This is a genomic window from Flaviramulus sp., from assembly GCF_982512915.1.
The window spans coordinates 1-22,217 of the sequence record NZ_CEWOCJ010000023.1; the positions used below are offsets into that span (position 1 = coordinate 1).

15 protein-coding genes are annotated in these 22,217 nt (G+C 32.1%); 3 read left to right on the forward strand and 12 right to left on the reverse strand.

The genetic code is table 11. The annotated features are described in order from the left end of the window. Positions 1-369: 369 nt before the first annotated feature. Both rpiB and AC1XJX_RS11955 read left to right on the forward strand, forming a co-directional pair. Positions 370-804, forward strand: coding sequence for a ribose 5-phosphate isomerase B (rpiB, locus tag AC1XJX_RS11950; RefSeq protein WP_482004217.1), 435 nt, complete (start codon positions 370-372; stop codon positions 802-804). 38 nt (positions 805-842) lie between these two features. Continuing rightward, positions 843-1,286 (forward strand): GNAT family N-acetyltransferase, encoded by a 444-nt coding sequence (locus AC1XJX_RS11955; protein WP_482004218.1) that lies wholly within the window; start codon positions 843-845, stop codon positions 1,284-1,286. Here AC1XJX_RS11955 and AC1XJX_RS11960 read toward each other — a convergent pair whose 3' ends face one another. The 10 genes from AC1XJX_RS11960 to AC1XJX_RS12005 all read right to left on the reverse strand — a co-directional run bounded on the left by AC1XJX_RS11960 (position 1,287) and on the right by AC1XJX_RS12005 (position 16,385). Continuing rightward, positions 1,287-2,693 (reverse strand): T9SS type B sorting domain-containing protein, encoded by a 1,407-nt coding sequence (locus AC1XJX_RS11960; protein ID WP_482004219.1) that lies wholly within the window; start codon positions 2,691-2,693, stop codon positions 1,287-1,289. It lies immediately after the preceding gene. Positions 2,694-2,699: 6 nt separating this feature from the next. Continuing rightward, the gene (locus AC1XJX_RS11965; protein ID WP_482004220.1) at positions 2,700-3,554 is read right to left on the reverse strand and encodes an OmpA family protein; all 855 of its coding nucleotides are present in this window, start codon (positions 3,552-3,554) and stop codon (positions 2,700-2,702) included. A 98-nt stretch (positions 3,555-3,652) separates the two neighbouring features. Then, on the reverse strand, positions 3,653-5,287 hold the full coding sequence (locus tag AC1XJX_RS11970) for a S41 family peptidase (protein WP_482004221.1): 1,635 nt from the start codon (positions 5,285-5,287) through the stop codon (positions 3,653-3,655). Positions 5,288-5,297: 10 nt separating this feature from the next. Beyond that, on the reverse strand, positions 5,298-5,675 hold the full coding sequence (rnpA, locus tag AC1XJX_RS11975) for a ribonuclease P protein component (RefSeq protein ID WP_482004222.1): 378 nt from the start codon (positions 5,673-5,675) through the stop codon (positions 5,298-5,300). Between the two features lie 171 nt (positions 5,676-5,846). Next, entirely contained in the window at positions 5,847-8,837 is a 2,991-nt protein-coding gene (locus AC1XJX_RS11980) for a carboxypeptidase-like regulatory domain-containing protein (protein WP_482004223.1), read from the reverse strand. A 59-nt stretch (positions 8,838-8,896) separates the two neighbouring features. Further along, a complete protein-coding gene (locus tag AC1XJX_RS11985) occupies positions 8,897-10,744 on the reverse strand; it encodes a M1 family metallopeptidase (RefSeq protein ID WP_482004224.1) in 1,848 nt (615 codons plus the stop codon). Positions 10,745-10,758: 14 nt separating this feature from the next. Further along, entirely contained in the window at positions 10,759-12,369 is a 1,611-nt protein-coding gene (locus tag AC1XJX_RS11990) for a S8 family peptidase (RefSeq protein WP_482004225.1), read from the reverse strand. A gap of 12 nt (positions 12,370-12,381) precedes the next feature. Next, a complete protein-coding gene (locus tag AC1XJX_RS11995) occupies positions 12,382-13,242 on the reverse strand; it encodes an MBL fold metallo-hydrolase (RefSeq protein WP_482004226.1) in 861 nt (286 codons plus the stop codon). A gap of 96 nt (positions 13,243-13,338) precedes the next feature. Beyond that, positions 13,339-15,540 carry a SulP family inorganic anion transporter gene (locus tag AC1XJX_RS12000; protein WP_482004227.1) on the reverse strand — a complete coding sequence of 734 codons (2,202 nt, stop codon included), beginning with the start codon at positions 15,538-15,540 and terminating at the stop codon, positions 13,339-13,341. After that, positions 15,537-16,385 (reverse strand): universal stress protein, encoded by an 849-nt coding sequence (locus AC1XJX_RS12005; RefSeq protein WP_482004228.1) that lies wholly within the window; start codon positions 16,383-16,385, stop codon positions 15,537-15,539. The genes AC1XJX_RS12000 and AC1XJX_RS12005 overlap by 4 nt, the downstream gene beginning before the upstream one ends. A gap of 100 nt (positions 16,386-16,485) precedes the next feature. Between AC1XJX_RS12005 and AC1XJX_RS12010 the strand changes: the two genes are divergently transcribed. Next, positions 16,486-18,327, forward strand: a complete 1,842-nt coding sequence (locus tag AC1XJX_RS12010) for a cation:proton antiporter (protein ID WP_482004229.1) — start codon at positions 16,486-16,488, stop codon at positions 18,325-18,327. Here the strand turns inward: AC1XJX_RS12010 and AC1XJX_RS12015 are convergent. Both AC1XJX_RS12015 and AC1XJX_RS12020 read right to left on the reverse strand, forming a co-directional pair. Continuing rightward, on the reverse strand, positions 18,289-19,494 hold the full coding sequence (locus AC1XJX_RS12015; protein WP_482004230.1) for an MFS transporter: 1,206 nt from the start codon (positions 19,492-19,494) through the stop codon (positions 18,289-18,291). The genes AC1XJX_RS12010 and AC1XJX_RS12015 overlap by 39 nt on opposite strands. A 180-nt stretch (positions 19,495-19,674) precedes the next feature. Continuing rightward, entirely contained in the window at positions 19,675-22,077 is a 2,403-nt protein-coding gene (locus AC1XJX_RS12020; RefSeq protein ID WP_482004231.1) for a glycoside hydrolase family 31 protein, read from the reverse strand. Between the last annotated feature and the right edge of the window lie 140 nt (positions 22,078-22,217).

A 22,217-nucleotide genomic window follows, 5' to 3' on the forward strand; every position in this document is an offset into this window, starting at 1 on the left:
AGTTATGTTTTTAAGTTATTGATCATTTTTTAAAACATAATAAACAATATATAAATTCTTAATTTATTAAAAATGAGGTTGATTATAATTACTATTAACAATTGTTCACAACCTAAATTAACATCTTTTTTTTAATAAGTTTTTATATTTTTATAGCTTATAAATATACTTTTTAATGTTAATAACTTAACAAAAAAATTACATTAACTTATTTGCATATTAGCCGTAGGTTATGGATTGTAATTTTTAATTTAAAATCCTAATTAAAGTTTTATAAAACTATAAACACTTATTAACAAGTAATGAATATTTTAATACACAATATTTATAATTGTTACCTTTGTTAGTATACTTTAAAATTAATATAAAATGACTATTTCTATAGGAAACGATCACGCTGGAACAGATTATAAATTTGCTATTGTAATTTATTTAGAATCAAAAGGATACAAAGTTATTAACCACGGTACTAATAGTAATGATAGTGTAGATTACGCTGATTTTGTACATCCAGTCGCTCAAGATGTTGAAGATAACATATCTCAATATGGTATACTAATTTGTGGTAGTGCAAATGGTGTAGCTATGACAGCTAATAAACATCAAAAAGTTCGAGCAGGCTTGTGTTGGAATAAAGAAATAACCCATTTAACCAGAAGCCATAATAACGCTAATGTAATTTGTATACCAGCTAGATTTACAGCGATTCATCAAGCTGTTGAAATGGTTGAAGAATTTTTAAACACGGAGTTTGAGGGTGGTAGACATCAAGATAGAATAGATAAAATCCCTTTATCTTGTTAATAATTTTTTCTTTTAAAAGGTGTTTATAATAGTTATTTATGATAACATTTAAAATTAAATCTTTTTTTGAATTAACAACTCAAGAGTTATACAATTTACTTCAATTACGTAGTGAAGTTTTTGTAGTTGAGCAAGACTGTGTTTATCAAGATATTGATGGTAAAGATCAAAAAGCATTACATGTTTTAGGCTTTAAAAACAATAATTTAGTAGCGTATACACGTATTTTTAAACCAGGAGATTATTTTGAATATGCTAGTATTGGTAGGGTAGTGGTTTTTAAAAATGAGCGTTCTTTTAAGTATGGTTATGATATTATGGAAATATCCATAAAAGCTATAAAAGATTATTATAACGAAACGGTTATAAAAATTTCTGCTCAATGTTATCTTAAACAATTTTACTCTAATTTAGGTTTTAAAGCAAAAGGAGAGGAGTATCTAGAAGATGATATTCCGCATATTGCTATGATAAAAAAGTAATTATCGTTTTAGTGAAAAATGCCCTTTTACTATTTCACCAGAATTCAAAACTATAACATACCAATAATCATTAGTAGGTAATTGGTTTCCATTCATTGTACCATCCCAAATAAAAGCATTTTTAGGTAAAAACTTTAATAGTTTTCCATATTGGTTGTAAATAGAAATGTGTTTTATGCTATTTGTATTATCAAAAACCTCCCAGAAATCATGGTTTCCATCATTATTTGGAGTGAAATATTTTGGAATAAAATAACTGTCATTGCTAATTAAAAGACTAAAAGAGGTTTCATTACTATCACAAATAGTTTCTTTATAAATGTAAATAGTTTGTGATGTAGAAATAACATCACCAGAATTTAACATCACACCATTTCCACCTGTTTCTGTAAAATAATTTCCATTTAAAAGTACTGGTAATGTAAAAGAATTGTTAGAAACTATATTATTCAATCTATCTACTGGTACCGTGATATCGCAATCGTCTTGAGAAATAACATAACTAATAAAATCTTCTGGTTCCCAATTAATAGGTATCTTTGATGGATTATCAACAACAACACAACCCAATGAGCTATTCAATCTAAAATCTGCAATAGCAAAGGCGTTATTGCCGTTTCTAAGATTGAGTCTGCATAAATTATTGTTATTACAATCTAAAACTGTTAACGAAGCGTTTCTAGATAAATCTAATTCTGAAATGTTATTGGAGTAGCAAATTAAAGTGCTTAAGTTTAAATTATTAATTGTTTCTAATGAGTTAATATTGTTCTCTTCACAAGAAATATATGAAAGATTTATGTTTTGTGCTACATCCAAAGATGTTAAACGGTTTCTGCCAGCTTGTAGTCTTCCCAAAAAAGAATTGTTACTTAAATCAATATTTGAAATTTCGTTATTTTCAAAAGCTAAAACAACAAGTTCAGGATTTTTAGTAACATTTAGAGTTTCTAACCGGTTGTTTCTACAAACTAATGATATTAAGTCAGGATTTTGGTTGGTGTTTACTACAGATATTAGGTTATTATGGCACCATAAAATTTTTAAATCCGGGAGCGTACTTACATCTAAATTAGTTAACTCATTATCAAAAACATACAATTCTGTAAGATTTGTGTTTTTAGATACATCTATAGCATTTAATTTGTTTGTTGAACAATCAAGTATAGATAACGCTGTAAAATCTTCAATACCCGTAAGGTCTAAGATGTTTTTCTCGCGTATATTTAAGCTAGTTATACCAATAATATTTTCAGTTGGAACAAAATTATTTAAAGGAGCCGTATCTAAACCTAAGTCGATTAAGGCTTGTTCAAAATTATCATCAGGAACAAAGGTTTGAGAGAATAAATCAGTGTTTATGAAAAAAAAGACTATTATCGAGATAAAACTAGTTTTACAAACCATAAACCTTTAATTAGAATCATCAACATACGTAATAACGATTTCTACTCTTCTGTCAAGTTTAGGATCGCCACCAAGAGGAAATTTTCGACGCAAACCTAAATGGCGCATTCTTTTTTTATCAACACCTTTTTTAGCAAAATAGTCATAAACAAACTTAGCTCTTGCTTCAGAAAGGTTGCGTAATTGAGTTTTTCTATCAATAGCGTCTCTAGTAAGTTGAGTACAACAAACATGCCCTTGAATGGTAAAGTAAATATCTTTTCTTTCTACAAGTGCTTTGGCTATATTATCTAAATTTAACTTAGATTCCGGGGTTATAGTGGCATAACCTGTTTTAAATAAAATATTTTTAAAAACTATTTTATCCCCTTTTGAGCTCTCTTTTATTAAATCAACAACATCTTTTTCTTTAACAATAGCCTTAGGAATAGTATCTTTTACTAGAGGTTTTGGAGGTTTTGGCTTAACATTAATTTCAACTTTTCTATTTAAACCCCTTATGTTTAAAATATTTTTTTCTTCAACAATTTTTAAAAGAATCTCACCTTTTCCATCAACATTTGTTATTAAAGACTCACTAATTTCGTTATTTGAAAAAATAGTTTTTATCGCATTTGCTCGTTGTTGAGATAGTTTTAGATTATAAGTTTCTGCTCCAATATCATCACAAAAACCAAAAATAGAAATAGAATCAATATCTACATCTAAAAGTTTTGAAATAAAAAGTAATAAGCGATTTTCTTCGGTTATAGGGACATCAAATTTATCGGTTTCAAAATAAACTTCATGTGTTAGCTCTTTTTGGGAGAAAGCAAACACCGTGTTAAATGTTATAAAAATTGAAATCAAAAATTTATTCATAGTAGGATTATAGAACAGGTATAAATATACTATTTTAAATCTAAAACCATGCCAGATGCCTGATAACAAGGGTTTTTATAACGATAAAACGCTGAAATTTATTTTAAATATCCTAAATAAGTAGCAGGATTTTCAAGTATTTCATTAGATTTTTTTATTTGAGCATCGTGTATTTTATAATATTCATACAAACCTTCTCTGTAAGCATATTGCTTTACAATTTCTTCTGTAAGTAGTTTTAATATATATGTTTTATTTTGATCTATTATTGAGGTTTTTGAGGCGTTTAAATTTGATATTAAAGTATTAAAATCTTCTTTAATATCATTATTCAATGATTCAACTTTAGCGGTTTCAAAAGCTTTAAAAAGCGCTTTTTCAGTATCGGTTTCAAATGTAAAATTATTAATTTTCAAATAATTTTTAAAGTCTTCAAAATCTGAATTATTTAAAATTAAACTATTTACATCTTCAATGTTATGTTTGTAATGATAGTTGGTTGCGTAATTAAAAATTAAATCATTGTTAATAATTGCAGTGGTTATAGGAGAATTTGTTTGCGAGCCAATAAAAACGTCTGGTAGAACACCGCCACCATCAAAAACCTTTCTCCCTTTTTTGGTTTTAAATTCGTTATAGTTTTCTTGTTTAATCCTTACAGCGCCACCTTTATCATCTTTATGCCAATAATCTAAAGATTGAATACATCTACCAGAAGGCGTATAATATCTAGAAATAGTAATTTTAACCTGAGTCCCGTAAGTAAGTTGTTTTGGGCGTTGTACCAAACCCTTTCCAAAACTTCTAGAACCAACAATTACAGCACGATCAAGATCTTGTAAGGCCCCAGAAACTATTTCACTTGCTGAGGCGCTATTACCGTTAATTAAAATAACTAAAGGTATTTCTGTGTCGATAGGATCGTTTTGTGTGTAATACGTTTTGTTATATTTCTCTACTTTAGATTTAGTCGTTACAACTAATTGGCCTTTAGGTACAAAAAGATTAACAATTTTAATAGCCTCATTAACCAATCCGCCAGGGTTGCCTCTTAAGTCTAAAATAATTCGCTCAGCGCCTTGTGCTTTTAAATCTCTTAAAGCATAATTTGTTTCTAAGAAAGCTTTATCACTAAAACTACTTAAAACGATATACCCTGTTTTGTTATTTACCATCGAGAAGTGGGGAACTGCTTTTATTTCTACCTCAGCCCTTTTTATGGTAGCCGTTTGTGTTTTTCCTTGACGTTTATAAGTAACTTCAATTGATGTGTCTGTAGTGCCTTTTAGCAAATCTCCAGCATCTTCTTTAAAACTCTCAACTAGGGTGTTTCCAACCTTAATAATTTCATCTCCTGCTTTTAATCCTGCTTTATCAGCTGGATAATCTTTATAAGGCTCAATAACAACAAGCTTGTCTTTTAACGTTTTTATTTTAGCTCCAATACCAGTATAATCTCCTGTGTTATTAATTCTTGCCGCTTCAACATCCTGTTCATTCATAAAGTTAGTGTAAGGGTCTAAATCGGCTAACATGCTTTTTATAGCAATATCCATTAAATCACCAGGATTGGTGTCATCAACATAATTCATATTGAGTTCTTTAAAAACAGTAGTGAAAATCTCAATCTGTTTCGCAATTTCAAAAAAATCATTTTGAAAAGCTGTAGTTGATAAAAAAATAGCGAAAGCCATTAAAGGAATGATAACTTTCTTTTTTAATATATTTTTCATTTTATGTTATTTATTTTTCAGAAATTTTATTTGAAAATTTTTCAAATAATGTTTTCATTTTAATTTCTATATCTGATAATGATAAAATCTCTTTGCCAATGTACAAAATCATGAACGCGTGTTGTGTTTTTAAACTGTTAAAATACAACGCTTTGTTTAATCTGTAAGATTCTCTTAGCAAGCGTTTTACTCGATTTCTACCTACTGCAGTTTTAAAATTTCTTTTACTTACTGAAACACCTGTTTTAGCAAGAACACCATCATCAAAAAAAGTTGCTAAATAAACTAAACGTAACGGAAATACAGAAACAGATTGACCCTCTATAAACAGTTGGTCAATAAGTTTTTTGCTTTTTAGTTTTTCTTTTTTTGGATATGAAGTAGACATAAGTGATTTTGTAGTCACAAAAATAACAATAACAATCAATACAAAGGTATTTAGATGTTATATGATATTTATTGGTTTTAGCTTCAAATAAAATTTGATAATAAAAACACTTTTTAAAGATTGGATTTTTTGTAATGATATATCGCGAAGTTTTTTATAAGCGAAATAGCATTAATTGTAAATAAAAGTGTCTAAAGTCACTTTTTCTTTCAATCCAAACAATTTAATTACACGAACCTCTTTGGTTTCGTTATTTAAACCATAATTTTTATAGATTGTATATTTTAAAAACGTTGGATTTAAAAGAGGCTCTTCATTTAAACACTGAACATTTATTATCCATGGTCCTTTTGGAGAATCGTCTATTGTAAATTCTTCAGTAAAATAACCGGTTTCGTTTTCATTAAGTAAACGTTGTTTATTTTCGAGAACCGTATGCTGCCATTTAAAATATTTTTTATTTGGATCTACAAACTGAATTTCAAATTCTGTATTCGATTTATTCCATTCAAAAACAATTCGGACATCTTGATTAAAGCCAACCTTAAGTAATTCGGAAGGCAAATCGTTGTAAGTAACTTTAGATTTATGAAATGCTAAAAAGTGTTTTAACTCGTTAATAATTGTTTTATCTAGTCCAGAAAAATCAACATCTTCAATGGAGTTTGTAATCATTTGTTTGTAAAGCACCATAGCTTCTTCATACAAACCAGTATTTTGAAATATAAGCGCTAAATCCCTGTATGATTGTGCGTCTTTAGGCCTTAGTTGTGTAATTCTTTCATAAATATATCGTGCTTCGTTTAATTTACCCAATACTTCTAATTTATAAGCCAATACTTTTAATGCTGTAGCATTATCAAAAGCGATATCTGCAATATTAGAAAGAATACTATACGCATAATCTTGATTCCATTTTGTAAAATAATCTGAAGCTTCAATATAAAAAGGAATCGTTGGTGTTACTTGTGCGTTTTTATCTTTTTCATATAAATCAAGTGCATTTTCAAATGAAGTTGCGCTACTTAAATACTTAAGAGTAGATAGTGTTTCAATGTTATTTAAAAGAGGCAGTTGTTCACTGTAATCATTACCAGTTACTAATGCGGAGTTAATAATATTGCCGTTTTCGTCTTTCTCTGTAAAATTTGTTTTAGATCTAATAAGAATTACACCGGGAACCCCTTCAGAACCATATTTATTTGTATCAGCTAATGATCGAAGTACAGCTATTCCAGCAATATTTTGTGGGTCTACAAAGCTTACATCACCAATAAGCCCTCCATCAAGCAATAATAAAGGCGTGCCTGTATTCCCTCTAATGGAGATAGAAGGGTTTTCTCTGCTACCTTTTACAAACACACCTGGAACTCTTCTTAAAACATCGGCGATAAACAAATCGGAAGGCCTTATATCTTTGCTAGTAAAAAAAGTACCACCACCAGCGGTAGAAACACCATCAGCAGCAAAAATATCTCTAATAGTTTCTTCTTTTTTTGGAGTTGCTTTTATTGAGATTTCATCCAGAACAACACCTTCAAAATCTAGTTGAATATCTATGTTTTTTTCATTAGAAACATCAACCTTTTCAGGCGTCATTCCTAAATAATTAATCACTAAAATATCACCATATTTTGCAGGGATATTATAAGCGCCGTCATCGCCTGAAATGGTTTCTATAAAAGAGTTTTCAATTTTAATTGAGGCGCCTTTTATTGGAGAAATACTATCAAAAACTTTTCCATAAACATGATCTTTTGGGTTGAATAATTCGCCTTCTTCATTATAAACCTCTTCGTCTTTAATGTCATTTAAAATAAAATTTAAAGCATTATCTAACGTATTTTTATTTAGGTTTATATAATGACCATCTGAGAAAAAAGAAATATCCTGTAAAACAACATGATTTGAATTTTCTGAAGAACTTATACAAAACACAGGAACATCTGTCTCTAAATTTAAATTACCTAAAGTGGCATTACCATCTGTAAATAGTATAATGGAGTCTATATTTAATTCAGAATTTATAACTAGTTTTGAAAAATCTGTAGCACCATCATATCTAGAGTTTTCTAAGTATTTTGTAAGCTCATCAGTATTTCCTCTATTTATTTCAAATGTTTTTTTTGCGTTAATATTTGCACTAAAAGCTACAACTTCAACAGTTGTTTTTTCTACCTTCTTTAAGTAACCTTTAATAAATCTTAACTCTTTTTCGATATCACGATCCTTTTTCATCGAATTGGATGTGTCCCAAAACAAGGTAATTTTATTTGGTAAAGCTCTAACGGTTATGGTTTCTTTGTTAGACTTTGGGTAGGAGGTGAGTAAGCTAAAATTCATAGCCACTCCATCGGTTCTTTTCCATTTATCTTGACTTATATACCTGGTATATGTTGAAGCTGTTGACACCCCTGTTTTTTTAAGTCCAGCAACCACAAATCCAATAACATCATCAAAAACCTCAACTACCTCAATACTTACAATAACATCATTATTAACCACAATGTTATATGGCTTTAGGTTTATAGTTTCTATGCCCTTTTTAATAGAGATAGTGTGAAAAATATTGGTGTTTACAATATTGTTTTTGGGTTCTCTTTTATCGTAATCATAAATATTTATCCTTATCCTTAAGCTATCTGAAAGGTTTTCTAAAACTCGAATTTTTAACTCTTTAATTTTTGATTTTTTCTTATTTATTCTTAATCTAGTTCCAATTTCTCCACCAAGCGCTATTTTATCTTTCCAATAACCAATAGTACCATTGCTGTAATTTAAAGTTCCAATTTGCTTATCCTCGGTTGCAATAGCTGTGATAACAGTCTCGTCTAAACTAATTGCTTTAGGTGTTAATGCTATTTTATCAGTGTTACTTAACAAATCGAACAACTGATTAGCCTCTACACTAAGGGTTTCATAACCTAAAACCGAAAATTGAAGTATTTCTTTTTCCCAAACAGATTGCTCGTCATATTTTAATATAAAATAACCAGTTTCATTACTTACCGTTCCAATTCCTTTTTGTAAAAATCCAATATTAACGTATGGAATGGGTGATTTTGTTACATCATCTACAACATAGGCCTCGATTACTATTTCATATTGTGCAAATGCTATTGAAGTTATAAAACCAAAAAAGAGAAATAGTATTTTTTTCATAAAAGAAATTTTTTTCAAAAAAGAAAACCAAAAACCAATTGGTTAAATTAATAATATGTTTACATTTTATTGTTTTCTGCATTAATATCAGCCATACCATTTTTTGGGTCTATCTCAACTGATTTTATAGATTTTGAAGTTTCAAAAGTGTACGTTGGATATGCCCATGCCCAATCTTTAATTATAGTTGCTTTTGTTGGTTTTTCACCACGCATCATTTGTAAAGGGATATAAAAATCTTCAACAGTTCCATCTGTGTAAGTAACGGTTAAATCTATAGGCATAGGCATTAATCCCATACGTTCTAGCGTAACTGTTTTGTCTTCTACAGCTTTTATACCATAATCTATGGTATTTGTTGTTTGTGCAAAATCAATTAAATACCAATCAAGTTCTAAGTCTGTGATACGTTCTGCTGTTCTAACTATATCTAAAGGTTTTGGGTGTTTGAATGAAAAATCGTTAAAGTATTTTTTTATCGTTTTTTTTAAGTTCTCTTCACCAATAATATAACCTAGTTGCGCTAAAAACACAGCGCCTTTACTGTAAGCAGCGGCACCATAAGCGCTATTTAACGCATATCTATCGGCCTGAGTTGTTAACGGTTGTTCAGTGCCAGATTTTGCTAATCTAATGTAACTTCTATAAGATCCTGAGTGAGGGTTTTCTCTTTTTTCTTCACGCAAAGAATTCATGGCTAAAGCCGAAATATAGCTTGTAAAACCTTCATCCATCCACTCATGTTTTGCTTCGTTACTCGCTAGTAAAAATTGAAACCACGTATGCGCTAATTCATGTGAAGCCGTACCTAGTAAACCTCCATAATTAGAACCACCAGTAATTAAAGTACACATAGCGTATTCCATACCGCCATCACCACCTTGAATAAACGAGTATTGTTTGTATGGATATTTGCCAACATTTTCACTAAAAAACTGCATTAATTTTACGGTTTCAGGCTGAATTTTTTTCCAATTTGCTTGAATGGTTTTATCACCGGAATATAAAAAATGTAAAACCGGACCATCAGGAACCTGCAAGGTATCATGAAAATAATCTGGATCTGCTGCCCAAGTAAAATCGTGTACTTTTGGCGCTTTAAAGTGCCATGTAAGCTTATCGCCTTTAGGTTTATTTACGGTATCATTTTCATAACCAAACCCTATTTCGTTTGGGTTTTGTAAGTAACCAGTTCCACCAATTATATAATTTTTATCAATGGTTATTTTCACATCAAAATCTCCCCAAACACCATGAAATTCTCTTGCTATATAAGGGTCGGCATGCCAACCTTCAAAATCATATTCTGCTAATTTTGGGTACCATTGGGTCATAGAAAGAGAAACACCATCGGCATTGTTTCGCCCAGAACGACGGATTTGAACCGGTACTTGACCCTCAAAATCCATATCAAAAGTTACTTTTTCACCCGGTTTTATAGGCATATCTAATTTTACTTCTAAAACGGTACCAACTGTTTCGTGTTTTAAACTAACCCCATTTTGTTTTAAAGAATTTACTTTAATGTAACCTATTTCGTTCGGTTTTAATTTACTAATACGGTCTTGCACTCTAGAATCTGGATCTGCAATGCTTCGAGAACGCACATCCATTTCACTTCCAGGCTGAAAAGCATTAAAATACAAATGGTAGTAAACTCTGTTTAAAGCATCTGGAGAATTATTAGTGTATACTAATTGTTGCTTTCCTTTGTATTGATAGGTGTTTACATCCATATCAATATCCATTTTATAATCAACATGTTGTTGCCAATAATCAGAATTTGTGGGTTCTATTTTAGTTTGTGGTTCTGTAATATTAGAAACCGAAGTAGCAACTGATTCTTTCGAGCTGTGACATGATAATAAAAATGCAATATAAAAAACAAATAAAAAGTAACGTTTCATAATGAGTTTAGATTTTATTTAGAAGCTATTTGAGAAGCCATGATTAGAGCGTTGTATGCATTAACTATTTTAGATGATTTTGATAAATCAGCAAAAGGACGAATATCATTATTATCACCGCCAACAATTACTTTAGGTTTAAGCGCTAAACCAGAATCCATAATAATTTGTTTTACTTGAGCAGCTGTTAATTTAGGATAATAAGAGCGAATTAAAGCAGCAACACCGGCAACGGCAGGAGCAGCCATAGAGGTGCCACCTTTAGTGTCATATTCGTTCTCTGGTGTTGTAGAGTATACACTTGCTCCAGGAGCAAATACATCAACATTTTTCTTTCCGTAATTAGAAAAACCAGCTACCATACCAGAACCATATTTAGGAGCTAAAGCACCTACTCTAATATAAGTATCTGAAATTTCTTCACCATTAATATTATCATCAGGAAAATTAGGCTCTACATCAACATCTTTACTATCGTTTCCTGCTGCATGAACAAATACGACATCTTTTTGTGAAGCGTATGTAATCGCATCACGAATCCAATCACTGTGTGGTGAAAAACTTTTCCCAAAACTTCCATTTATTATTGAAGCACCATTATCAACAGCATATCTGATGGCTAAAGCAATATCTTTATCATACTCATCACCATTTGGTACTGTTCTTACACTCATAATTTCAACATTATTAGCTACCCCATTTGCACCTTTTCCGTTATTGCGTTCTGCAGCAATAATACCAGCAACGTGTGTTCCATGGCTCTCGCTTTTCTTTACGGGCTTTACATTGCCATTACCATAAAATTTAGTGGACATATCATCTGGATTATCGCCACTAACACGACCTTTAAAGTTTTTATTAAGGTTAAAGTTTAAGCGTTCATTGATGCTTTCCAAACCATCTTTAATTTCTTTTTTAGCATCACCCATAGAGTCCATACCATTGCTAAACATATATTGCGCAATTTGTTTAGCTTGATTTATTGCTTGGACTTCACTTTTAATTTCGTTTACTTCTTCTTTTGTGTAATCCTTTTTACCTAAATGTTTCGTTAGGGTTTCATCGGCATTTGTAATTTGCTGAAATATTTGATCGTATTGCGTTTTATAGCCTAAATACTTTTCGTATTCTTTATCGTATTCAGCTTTAGCTTTAGCATAATCAGGATTATTTGTATTACCACTCGCTAAAATTCTCACATATTCTAATTGTTCATCGTAACCATCACCTAAAAAATTCCATCCATGAATATCGTCTATATAACCATTGTTATCATCGTCTTTTCCGTTGTTAGGTATTTCGTTTTTGTTAGTCCAGATATTATCGTTTAAATCTTCGTGATCTATATCAATACCAGAATCTATAACTGCCACAATAACTTTTGCGCCTTTTTTATTTTTAATAATTTCGGCGTAAGCTTTATCAACAGACATTCCAGGAATAGTATCTGTTACCAAATCTAAATGCCCCCAATTATGTTTTTCGGCTTCTGTTAAATCTGAAACTTTTAAAGGAGAAGTATCGATATTTTCAACAGGAGTAGATATAATGGAAGCGGAACTACCACAACCAAAAAGAAGTAATGAAAATAAGGTTGAAGTTATGATGTTTCTTAGTGTTTTCATGTTTTTAATAATTTAGTTAAATAGGTCTTTTGTTGTATATGTACTGTTTAGTTTTACGCCTTTTTCTGTGTTTTTTACAGTTATAATTTCATTATGAGCATCGTGCTCTAAAAACAAATAATAATTATTATCAGCAGCTAGGTTTAGAAATTTTTCTTTTTCATCCAGTGTTAATAAAGGTCTGGTGTCATAGCCCATAACATAGGGTAATGGTAAATGCCCAACTGTTGGTAATAAATCTGCCATAAAAGCGATAGTTTTACCTTTAAAATTTATAAGCGGTATCATTTGCTTATCTGTATGACCATTAGCAAAAAACACATCAAAATGGAGTTCTGAATTTTTAAGAATATCACTTTCAGGAAGCGTCATAAATTTTAATTGTCCGCTTTCTTCTATAGGAACAATATTTTCTTTTAAAAAGGATGCTTTTTCGCGTTTATTTGGTTGGGTTGCCCATAACCAGTGGTCTTTATTACTCCAAAAATGTGCATTTTTAAAAGCTGGCTCATAGCTTGTTTTATTGTTATTCCATTGTATACTCCCTCCGCAATGATCAAAATGTAAATGTGTTAAAAACACATCTGTGATATCGTCTCGATGAAAACCATGTGTTTTAAGCGAGCTATCTAAAGTAAAATCTCCCCAAAGATGATAGTAACCAAAAAACTTTTCAGATTGTTTATTACCCATGCCATTATCAATCAAAATAAGGCGGCTACAATCTTCAATAAGCAGGCAGCGTGTACTTAAATCAATCATATTATTAGGATCTGCTGGATTGGTTTTTTGCCATATAGATTTAGGTACCACACCAAACATAGCACCGCCATCAAGTTTTAAATTTCCAGCATTAATAGCATATAAATTCATAGCATTGTAAAATTAAGAAATCTATTGTTAATCCTTAAAAATGTTAAGAATATATTATGAAATCATTTATATTTTTTATTGTTAATCTGCTTCATTTTAAACAGAAGAAATAACCTGCTTTAAACGCTTACCAAAATCAAACAAAGATTTAATTTCTTTAATACTAGCCAAACGTTCTTTTCTAAATACTAATAAGGCATTGCCATTAGATTCTATATGATAATAAGGATTGCTTTCAAAAAACCTAACCAAATCATCATTAAAAAACGCTTTAATTTCAGTTTCATTTTCACCTAATAAATAAAAGCGATTAGAAAAATCTGAATGATTTTCAATAGGAATGTCTTTAAACCCAGCAAGCGCATATACTTTTTCTAAAAGTCCTTCTCTATCCAATGTAAACTGTGGTATAATATCATTTAAATTTATATAAAGCATTGTAGAGCTAATCTCGTTTTTGGTTATAAATTCACCCTCAGTAAACTCCACATCAAACAACTTTATACTTTTGTCTTTTTGATATAATTCATTATAAATATGATTGATTTTTTTAGTGTTGAAAAATAAAAAGGTATTTAAAAACTGTATGTTTTTTTGTTTTTTAGAGTGGTAGTTTAAATCATAGTTTTCTGCTAAGCTTTCCATGGTTTTTTGGCGTCTGGTAAGGCTGTTTTTTATAATTTTTGGTACGGGCAATAAGCGCCTAGAAGCAAAGGGGTGTTTTGAGTAAGCATCGTGCATATCTAAACCAATCACTTCAAAATTACCACCTCTCTTCGCAAATAATTCTTGATAATTATTAATGTTCTCTAAAACCGTATCATCAACAAATTCACAAAGCGAAAAATCTACAATGATGTCTTGGTTTTCTGGCACCGCATCTAAACGTTGTTTTAAACGGAAGTAATTCAAAAAACTACAAAAGTGTTTGATGCTCACATAAAAATTATTTCTAGCGTCTTGTTCTTTAAACATTAAAACATTCGGTTTTAATACATTTCTTAAAATCAATCCCGAGTTTTTATTTATGATGATATGTATGATTAGAGTCATTAAAACACCAGCAACAATACCTGTTATTAAACCTATTTTTAAGGTGATAATAAGCGTTACAAAAAACACAATAAGTTGCTCTTTACCTATAGAAAACATTTTAGTAATAATGTTTGGCGATGCGAGTTTATAACCTGTATAAACCAAAATAGCCATTAATGCAGGCAGCGGGATGCGTGTTAACTGCGTACTAAAAAACACAATAAAAATAACTAAAAACAAGGCGTGAAAAAAGTTGGACGACCTGTTACTAGCGCCATTATTTACATTTACAGAGCTACGTGCAATGACCGCAACTACATTTAAACCTCCTAATAAACCACTAACAATAGTTGCTAAACCTAAGGCTTTAAGATCTCTATTAACATTCGAGCGTCTTTTTTCAGGGTCTAGTTTATCAACCGCTTTAATGCTTAGTAATGATTCAATACTCGAAATTAGGGTTAAGGCTAAAACACTTCCAAAAAAAGATAAACTCCAAAAGCCATTAAAATTGGGCGAAGGTAAATCGGCTATAATATTTTGTATAGAAGGAATGCCAGAAATCATATATTCTTTGGCAATGGGGTTGGGTTCGTGCAATCCTATTTCAAAATAATAACTAAAGCCAATAGATAACATAACAATCCACATGGGAGCGGGAATAAGTTGCAGGTATTTATTCCTAATTTTAGAATATATAAACATAATAGCTAAACTTATAGCTCCGGCTAAAGCGGCATAAATTAAACCTTTAGTTCCGTAATGAAACGCGTCATTTATAGTATGAGGTATTTCTAAAAGATAATCAATGGTATCCTCTCTATTTATTTTGTGGGCAAGCATGATGTGAAACTGTTTGCCTAAAATAATTAAGCCAATAGCTGCTAACATCCCTTGAATGGCGGAAGACGGAAAAAAATCAGCCAAAGAGCCCATTCTAAAAAAACCTAAAATTAAAAGCAATAAACCCGAGCACACCACAGCCACATAAGCTGTTTCTAAACCTAAGGATGTAATAGCAACTAAAATAACTCCAACTAAACCATTTCCTGGTCCGGTTATAGTAACATGGCTACCTCCTAAAATGGAAACTATAATACCACCAACTATAGCGGCAATAACCCCAGAAATAGGTGGCGCATCACTAGCCATAGCAAGTCCTAAACCAAGAGGTAGTGCAATAAGACTCACTACAAAACCAGAAAATATATTTTGCGGAATCGTCTTTAAAAAGGTTGTTATATTGCTTTTTTTAGGGCTCATTGTAGAATTAACAAATCGGTTGGTAATTCAGTTAAAATATGCTCGATATCATGCGGAAATAAGCGATCCCAAAAACGCATTTTTTTTGGTGCGTTCATCACCAATAAATCGGCTCTTGAAATTTGCGCGTAATGCCCAATGGAATATCCTTGTTTTCCAAAAATAGGCTGTAATTTAATCAGTTTGTTTTTTGTGTAGGTTTCCGGAATATGTTTAATAATCTCTTTTATTCTAGAGTTTTCTCTCAGTTTAATCCGTTCTTTAGCAATGGTAGCTCTTCTAAGAGATTTATCATCATCAACTTTTACAGAAACGGCTTCTCGGTTAATTTCTTCAACAATCGTAATTTTTTCAGCATGTAGTTTTTCGGCAACATAAAACGCCAAGGTAATGGTTTGCTCTGTTTTAGGTTCTTTTAGGCCATTAACCACAATGTGCTTACAGGGCACACGTTCAACTGAAGGTTTTATTAATAAAAGTATCGAGCATTTTGCTTGCCTTGTAATTTTTCTAGCAATAGAGCCTACGTAATATTTTAAAAAACCTTCGCGTTTTAAAGCGCCTAGAATGAGTAAGTCAATATTTTTTTCTTCTGAAGTTGATAAAATAACATCAACCGGTTTTCCAGTTTTAAAAACTACTTCAAAATTTAAGTTATCTTTTTCAAAACTTTTAAGAATCAATTTTAGCATCGTTTTTTTATCGGTGGAAGCTTCACCAACATGAATTAAAAATAATTTAGAATTGAAAAAAACAGCTAATCGTGCCGCTTCAAAAAGGTTCGCTTTTAAGTTGGGCGAAAATGCCACACCAATTCCTATATTTTTAAAGGGTTTTAAAGACAATTTGATGAATTTTTAGGCTGAAAGTTGAAAGATAGTATTTTTTAAAAACTTCAAAGCATCTCTTTTACTTAAATTAGTAACTTTATACCGAATTTACAATATGTTAGAATTAGCAGGCATCATTATTTTAGGAATATTAGCCCAATGGGTAGCTTGGAAATTTAAAATTCCAGCCATATTACCATTAATATTAATAGGTTTATTGGTAGGCCCTATTGCTGCTGAGTTTTTAAGTGAAGATGGCACCAAGTGGATTGAGCCCGTTTGGAATGGTAAAAAGGGATTATTTCCAGGAGAAAGCCTCTATTATTTTGTATCGTTAGCCATTAGTGTCATTCTTTTTGAAGGCGGACTGACCTTAAAAAGAGCAGAAATAAAAACAGTAGGCCCTGTTATTACCAAACTCATTACCCTGGGGTCTGCGGTTACTTTTTTTGGTGCAGGTTTGATGGCGCATCTTATTTTTGGCTTAAGTTGGGAGCTGTCTTTTTTATTTTCTGGTCTTATTATAGTTACCGGACCAACCGTAATTACCCCTATTTTAAGAAATATTCCTTTAAAGAAAGACCTTTCAACGGTTTTAAAATGGGAAGGTATTTTAATAGACCCAATTGGCGCGCTGGTAGCTGTTTTGGTTTTTGAGTTTATTAGTGTGGAAGACGATAGTGGTTTTACAAAAACAGCCTTAATCGAGTTTGGTAAAATTATTTTATTTGGTACCACCTTTGGGTTTACGTTTGCGCATGCCCTAGCGTTTTCAATCAATAAAAAATTAATACCACATTATTTATTAAACGTGGTATCGCTATCAACGGTGTTGTTGGTTTTTGTAGAATCTGAAATTTTTGCCCACGAGTCTGGGTTATTAGCCGTGGTAGTTATGGGTATGGTTTTAGGTAATGGTAAGCTGGAAAACATTAAAGAGCTCTTGTATTTTAAAGAGTCGTTAAGCGTATTACTTATCTCTATTTTATTCATTTTATTGGCTGCCAATATAAATATTGAAGATTTGATGCTGCTTTACACCTGGCAAACCGCCGCCCTTTTTGCGGTGGTAGTTTTTGTAATAAGACCGCTTGCGGTATTTTTAAGTACCATAGGCTCCCCTTTAAAAACCAACGAAAAAGTGTTTATAAGTTGGGTAGGACCACGAGGTATTGTAGCCGCAGGTATCGCTTCGCTTTTTGGAAGTAAGCTTTTAAAACAAGGCGTTGAAGGCGCCGAGTATATTACCCCTTTGGTGTTTATGATTGTTTTAGGAACCGTGTTATTAAATGCTACCACAGCCAGATTATTTGCAAAACTTGTAGGCGTATTTTTAACAAAATCTGGTGGTATTTTAATAGTAGGTGCTACCAGAATTTCAAGAATATTGGGGCAATATTTAGAAGCCAATGGTAGGCATGTGGTACTAATCGATAGCAACGAACGCAACATACAAAAAGCACAAGAGTTAGGTTTGGAAGCCATGAGCACCAATATATATTCTGATAATTTAATGGATAATATTGAGTTGAGTGATGTGGGTTATTTATTGGCTCTAACCGGTAACTCGGATATTAATAAATACGCCATTGAAAAATACGGGAAACAATTTGGAGAAAACGGCTCGTTTAGGTTAATCTCATCCCAAGAAAAGTTGGAAGAAACTAGCGGACTAAGGGAGTATTTGCTATCGCAAACCTATGATTTTAATACCCTAACAGAATTAGCAAGAACCTATCCAGAAATACACGAAATAGCCTTGTTAAGTAGAGACCATTACCATGATTTGATTGCTAAAACCAGTAATGATGACGACTGCATCCCGTTATTTGTTAAAGATTTAAATGGTGAATTGCATATAATTGCTTCATACCATTTACAGGCTAATACCATTAAAAAAGGCTACAAACTAGTTTATTTAGGTAAACCTTTTGAAGAAGGTGTGGAGGCGGTTTGATTTGTTCTTTTCGTATAATAAGATCAAACCAAATATTGGGCCTAAAGCTAATATTGTATAAATATAGATTGGATTTATTTTAGCCTGCAAAACATTCAGAAGCTGGATACTAATTATTGTTATTGAGAAACCAATACAATTTACAATGGTAAGTGCGAACCCTTTTATTTCTGCTGATGCATTTTGAGCAACTAGCGTTGAGAAAAGAGGTGAGTCTGCAATAACAACTATTCCCCAAAAAATAAGAAAACAAATAAAAACGATTTCAGATTCAGTTGCGAACATCAAAGGAGAAATAAGGCAGCATCCGCAAGATAGGAGAAGTGCTATGAATGCTATTCGTTTAGTACCTAATGTTTGTGCGAGATATCCACCAATCACACAGGCCAATCCACCAATTCCTATAATCAGAAATGACAATAACGGAATATTAAATGCAGATTCAGGATGCTCTGTGCTATATGTTTTGAGTATGATCGGTACAAATGCCCAAAAGGCATACAATTCCCACATGTGACTAAAATAACCGAAGGCCGCAGAACGAAATTTAGGATTTTGAAATACACCAAAAAAAGCTGATATTTTCAACTTGTTTCCTGGTTTTCGGTAAGGCCCATCAGGCACCATTATTAACATTAAAATACCACCTAACGCCCCAAGAAATGAAGTTAAGACTAGTACGGATTTCCATGGAAAAGCTCCAGTCATTTCCTTCGCTAAATGTGGGAATGCAGTGCCAACCACTAATGCACCGACTAGGAAACCAAGCGATTTACCTAATCCTTTTTCATAATAGTCCGCTGCTATTTTCATGCCTACTGGGTATATACCGGCTAAAAAGAAGCCAGTAATAAAACGAAGTGAAAAGATGCTTGCTAAACTGTTCCCTTCCCATATTATTCCAGCATTAAATAGAGAACCAAGTAAAGCACAGGTTAAAAACACTTTTGATGGAGAAAAACGGTCAGTAATAGTTAAAATGGCGAAGATCAGTGTCCCTAAAATAAAACCGAATTGTACGGCCGATGTTAAGTGCCCCAAAGCACTACCTTTAAGGTTAAAATCCATCATAAGATCTCCCATCACACCATTCCCAGCAAACCAAAGTGATGTACAGCAGAACTGAGAGAGTACGATTATCGGAAGTATTAGCTTAGACTGTTTCACTCATAGTTTTATTCAATTCCACCTAATGTATAGATATGAAATCGTTTTAATATTTTATATCAGATGTTAAGCGAAATTATCATTTTTTTAGCACAAAATCAATACCTAAAACTCAATAATACAGTACAAAAAAGCCCCGTAATACTATAAAACGGGGCTTTTTTTGTAAAAACAGGTGTTTTAAGCCATAATGTGTAGCTCTGTAAACTCTTTATCTAAGGTTAAGGTATTATCGCCATTAAGTTTTAGTTTGCTAAATGGTATTTCTACTTTATCCACCTCAATTTTAGAGATTTTAAATGGTAACCCGTGTAAATTCAATTTAAAGGTTTTATACGTGGTAATATATTTACCGGTTTTGTGTTGTTGTATAATAAGCTCATCTTTTTTACCCAACAAATTAAAATCTCGTAAGCTGTAACGGCCTTTTATATAATCGTATCCATCTGTAGCATCCTCATAAACTTGCGAGGTTTCTTTACCTAGTTTATAATATACATCTAAAATTAATTCGTCAATGGTTTTTTCGCCTACATATTGCTGTATGGGGTATTTAGGGATGATGGCGCCTTCTTTTACAAAAATAGGCATACTCTCTAAATCGGCATCTACCCAATGCTCTTGGCCACCTTTTATAAGTTCGTCTGTCCAGAAATTATACCATTTCCCAATAGGTATATACATGCGTCTGCCTTTTTGGTTTGGTCCTGTTACTGGACAAGCTAATATTTTTTCACCAAAAATAAACTCATCGTTTCTGTAATGAGTTTGCGGATCAGTTTGATCGTATAATACCAACGATTTTAAAATAGGAATCCCTTCTTCGGCATAACGCCAAAAGGCAGTATATAAATACGGTAATAATTGGTATCTTATTTCTATAAATTTACGCACTACATCGGTAATGGTATCTCCAAAAGCCCAAGGTTCTTGGTCGCCATGATCTCCAGAAGAGTGGGTTCTGCAAAACGGATGGAAAATACCTAATTGTATCCAACGTGCGTATAATTCGCCATTGGGCTGTTCAGCAAAACCACCAATATCCGAACCCACAAACGAGAATCCAGACATACACATTCGTTGTGCTTGTAGGTTGGCAATGTTTAAATGATCCCAAGTGGCCACATTATCACCCGTCCAACTTGAAGTATAGCGTTGTGTACCCGAATAAGCGGCACGTGTAATAACAAACGGGCGTTTAGGGTATGAGAATTTTTTTAATCCTTGATAGGTAGCTCTTGCCATTTGCATACCATACACATTGTGTGCTTTTCTGTGGCTACAAGGGTTGCCTTCGTAATCATGTCTTACATCATCAGGGAAAGATTTTCCTGGAACATCCATAACGGCAGGTTCGTTCATATCATTCCAAACACCTTTAACACCTATATCTTCAATTAATTCTTTAAATAAATTAGACCACCATTCTCTTACTTCTGGGTTAGTAAAATCTGGAAAATAACACTCTCCAGGCCATACTTTACCTTTCATATATGGGCCATCAGCACGTTTACAGAAGTAGTCTTTTTCTAAGCCTTCTTTAAACACATCGTATTCCATATCTATTTTTATACCCGGATCGATAATTACAATGGTTTTAAAGCCATCATCTGCTAACTCTTTAACCATGCGTTTTGGATCTGGAAAATATTCTTTATTCCAAGTAAAGCATCTAAAACCTTCCATGTAATCAATATCTAAATAAATAGCATCACAAGGGATTTTTAGTTTTCTAAACTTAGAGGTTACTTCTTTAACGTTTGATTCTGGATAGTAACTCCATTTACATTGATGGTACCCCAATGCCCAAAGGGGAGGCATCGCATGTGGTTTTCCTGTTAAATCGGTGTAATTTGCAACCACATCAGACATATCTGGGCCATAAATGAAATAGTAATTCATTTCGCCGCCATGTGCCCAAAAACTAGTGATGTTTCGGCGTTCACTACAAAAATCAAAAAAGGAACGGAAGGTATTATCAAAAAAGATTCCATACGATTTTTTGGTGTGTAATGCTGTGTAAAAAGGAATGGTTTTGTAAATAGGATCGGTGTCTCTGCCGTAAGCGTAAGAATCTGTTACCCAGTTTTCAAAGCGTTTTCCTTTTAGGTTGTTATCAACAGGTTTATCTCCCAAACCATAGTAGCTTTCTCCTGGTTGTGCGATTTTAGACATTTTAACCACATCGCCACCGTGGTGGTAGCTTTCTTCCCAATGGAAACCAAGCTCATCTTCACAAACCAAGCTTTTATCAACGGCATCGTAAATTGATATTCGCAAATCTGCTTTTAAAACGTTGCAAATAAGTTTTGAGGTTGTTATAACATACCTATCATCTTCTTCCGTAACTTCTAGGTGGTTGTAACCTCTGCTTGCGTATTTCGTAATAGCATATGAAAAATCGTTTTCAAAGATTCCTGTGGTTGTATATCTAAAACGAAGGACACTATCCCTGCGAACTGTAATTTGTAAAACAACACCATTTTCTGAAGTGAAAGACAGGGCGTTTAGGTTTTTTTCGTATTTAACTATTTTGGAAGGAAACAGGTTTCCTTTATATTCTAATTCGGTATTTAATATCATATTTTAAGGCATCCATATTAATTGACGAAAATACTAAAATTAATAGACCTCTAGCGTTTCTTTTTATTAAAAAAAACAGATTAAAATTGTATAAAAACTAATGAATTAGCTTAATAATTATCAAAAACACAAGGACTTAC

What these genes read in the sequence shown, in the direction of transcription:
- AC1XJX_RS11970 (WP_482004221.1), bottom strand. Translation starts at nt 5,287, where the DNA reads ATGAAAAATATATTAAAAAAGAAAGTTATCATTCCTTTAATGGCTTTC.
- AC1XJX_RS12000 (WP_482004227.1), bottom strand. Translation starts at nt 15,540, where the DNA reads ATGAGCCCTAAAAAAAGCAATATAACAACCTTTTTAAAGACGATTCCG.
- AC1XJX_RS11980 (WP_482004223.1), bottom strand. Translation starts at nt 8,837, where the DNA reads ATGAAAAAAATACTATTTCTCTTTTTTGGTTTTATAACTTCAATAGCA.
- AC1XJX_RS11955 (WP_482004218.1), top strand. Translation starts at nt 843, where the DNA reads ATGATAACATTTAAAATTAAATCTTTTTTTGAATTAACAACTCAAGAG.
- AC1XJX_RS11995 (WP_482004226.1), bottom strand. Translation starts at nt 13,242, where the DNA reads ATGAATTTATATGCTATTAATGCTGGAAATTTAAAACTTGATGGCGGT.
- rnpA (WP_482004222.1), bottom strand. Translation starts at nt 5,675, where the DNA reads ATGTCTACTTCATATCCAAAAAAAGAAAAACTAAAAAGCAAAAAACTT.
- AC1XJX_RS12010 (WP_482004229.1), top strand. Translation starts at nt 16,486, where the DNA reads ATGTTAGAATTAGCAGGCATCATTATTTTAGGAATATTAGCCCAATGG.
- AC1XJX_RS11960 (WP_482004219.1), bottom strand. Translation starts at nt 2,693, where the DNA reads ATGGTTTGTAAAACTAGTTTTATCTCGATAATAGTCTTTTTTTTCATA.
- rpiB (WP_482004217.1), top strand. Translation starts at nt 370, where the DNA reads ATGACTATTTCTATAGGAAACGATCACGCTGGAACAGATTATAAATTT.
- AC1XJX_RS11965 (WP_482004220.1), bottom strand. Translation starts at nt 3,554, where the DNA reads ATGAATAAATTTTTGATTTCAATTTTTATAACATTTAACACGGTGTTT.
- AC1XJX_RS12020 (WP_482004231.1), bottom strand. Translation starts at nt 22,077, where the DNA reads ATGATATTAAATACCGAATTAGAATATAAAGGAAACCTGTTTCCTTCC.
- AC1XJX_RS11985 (WP_482004224.1), bottom strand. Translation starts at nt 10,744, where the DNA reads ATGAAACGTTACTTTTTATTTGTTTTTTATATTGCATTTTTATTATCA.
- AC1XJX_RS11990 (WP_482004225.1), bottom strand. Translation starts at nt 12,369, where the DNA reads ATGAAAACACTAAGAAACATCATAACTTCAACCTTATTTTCATTACTT.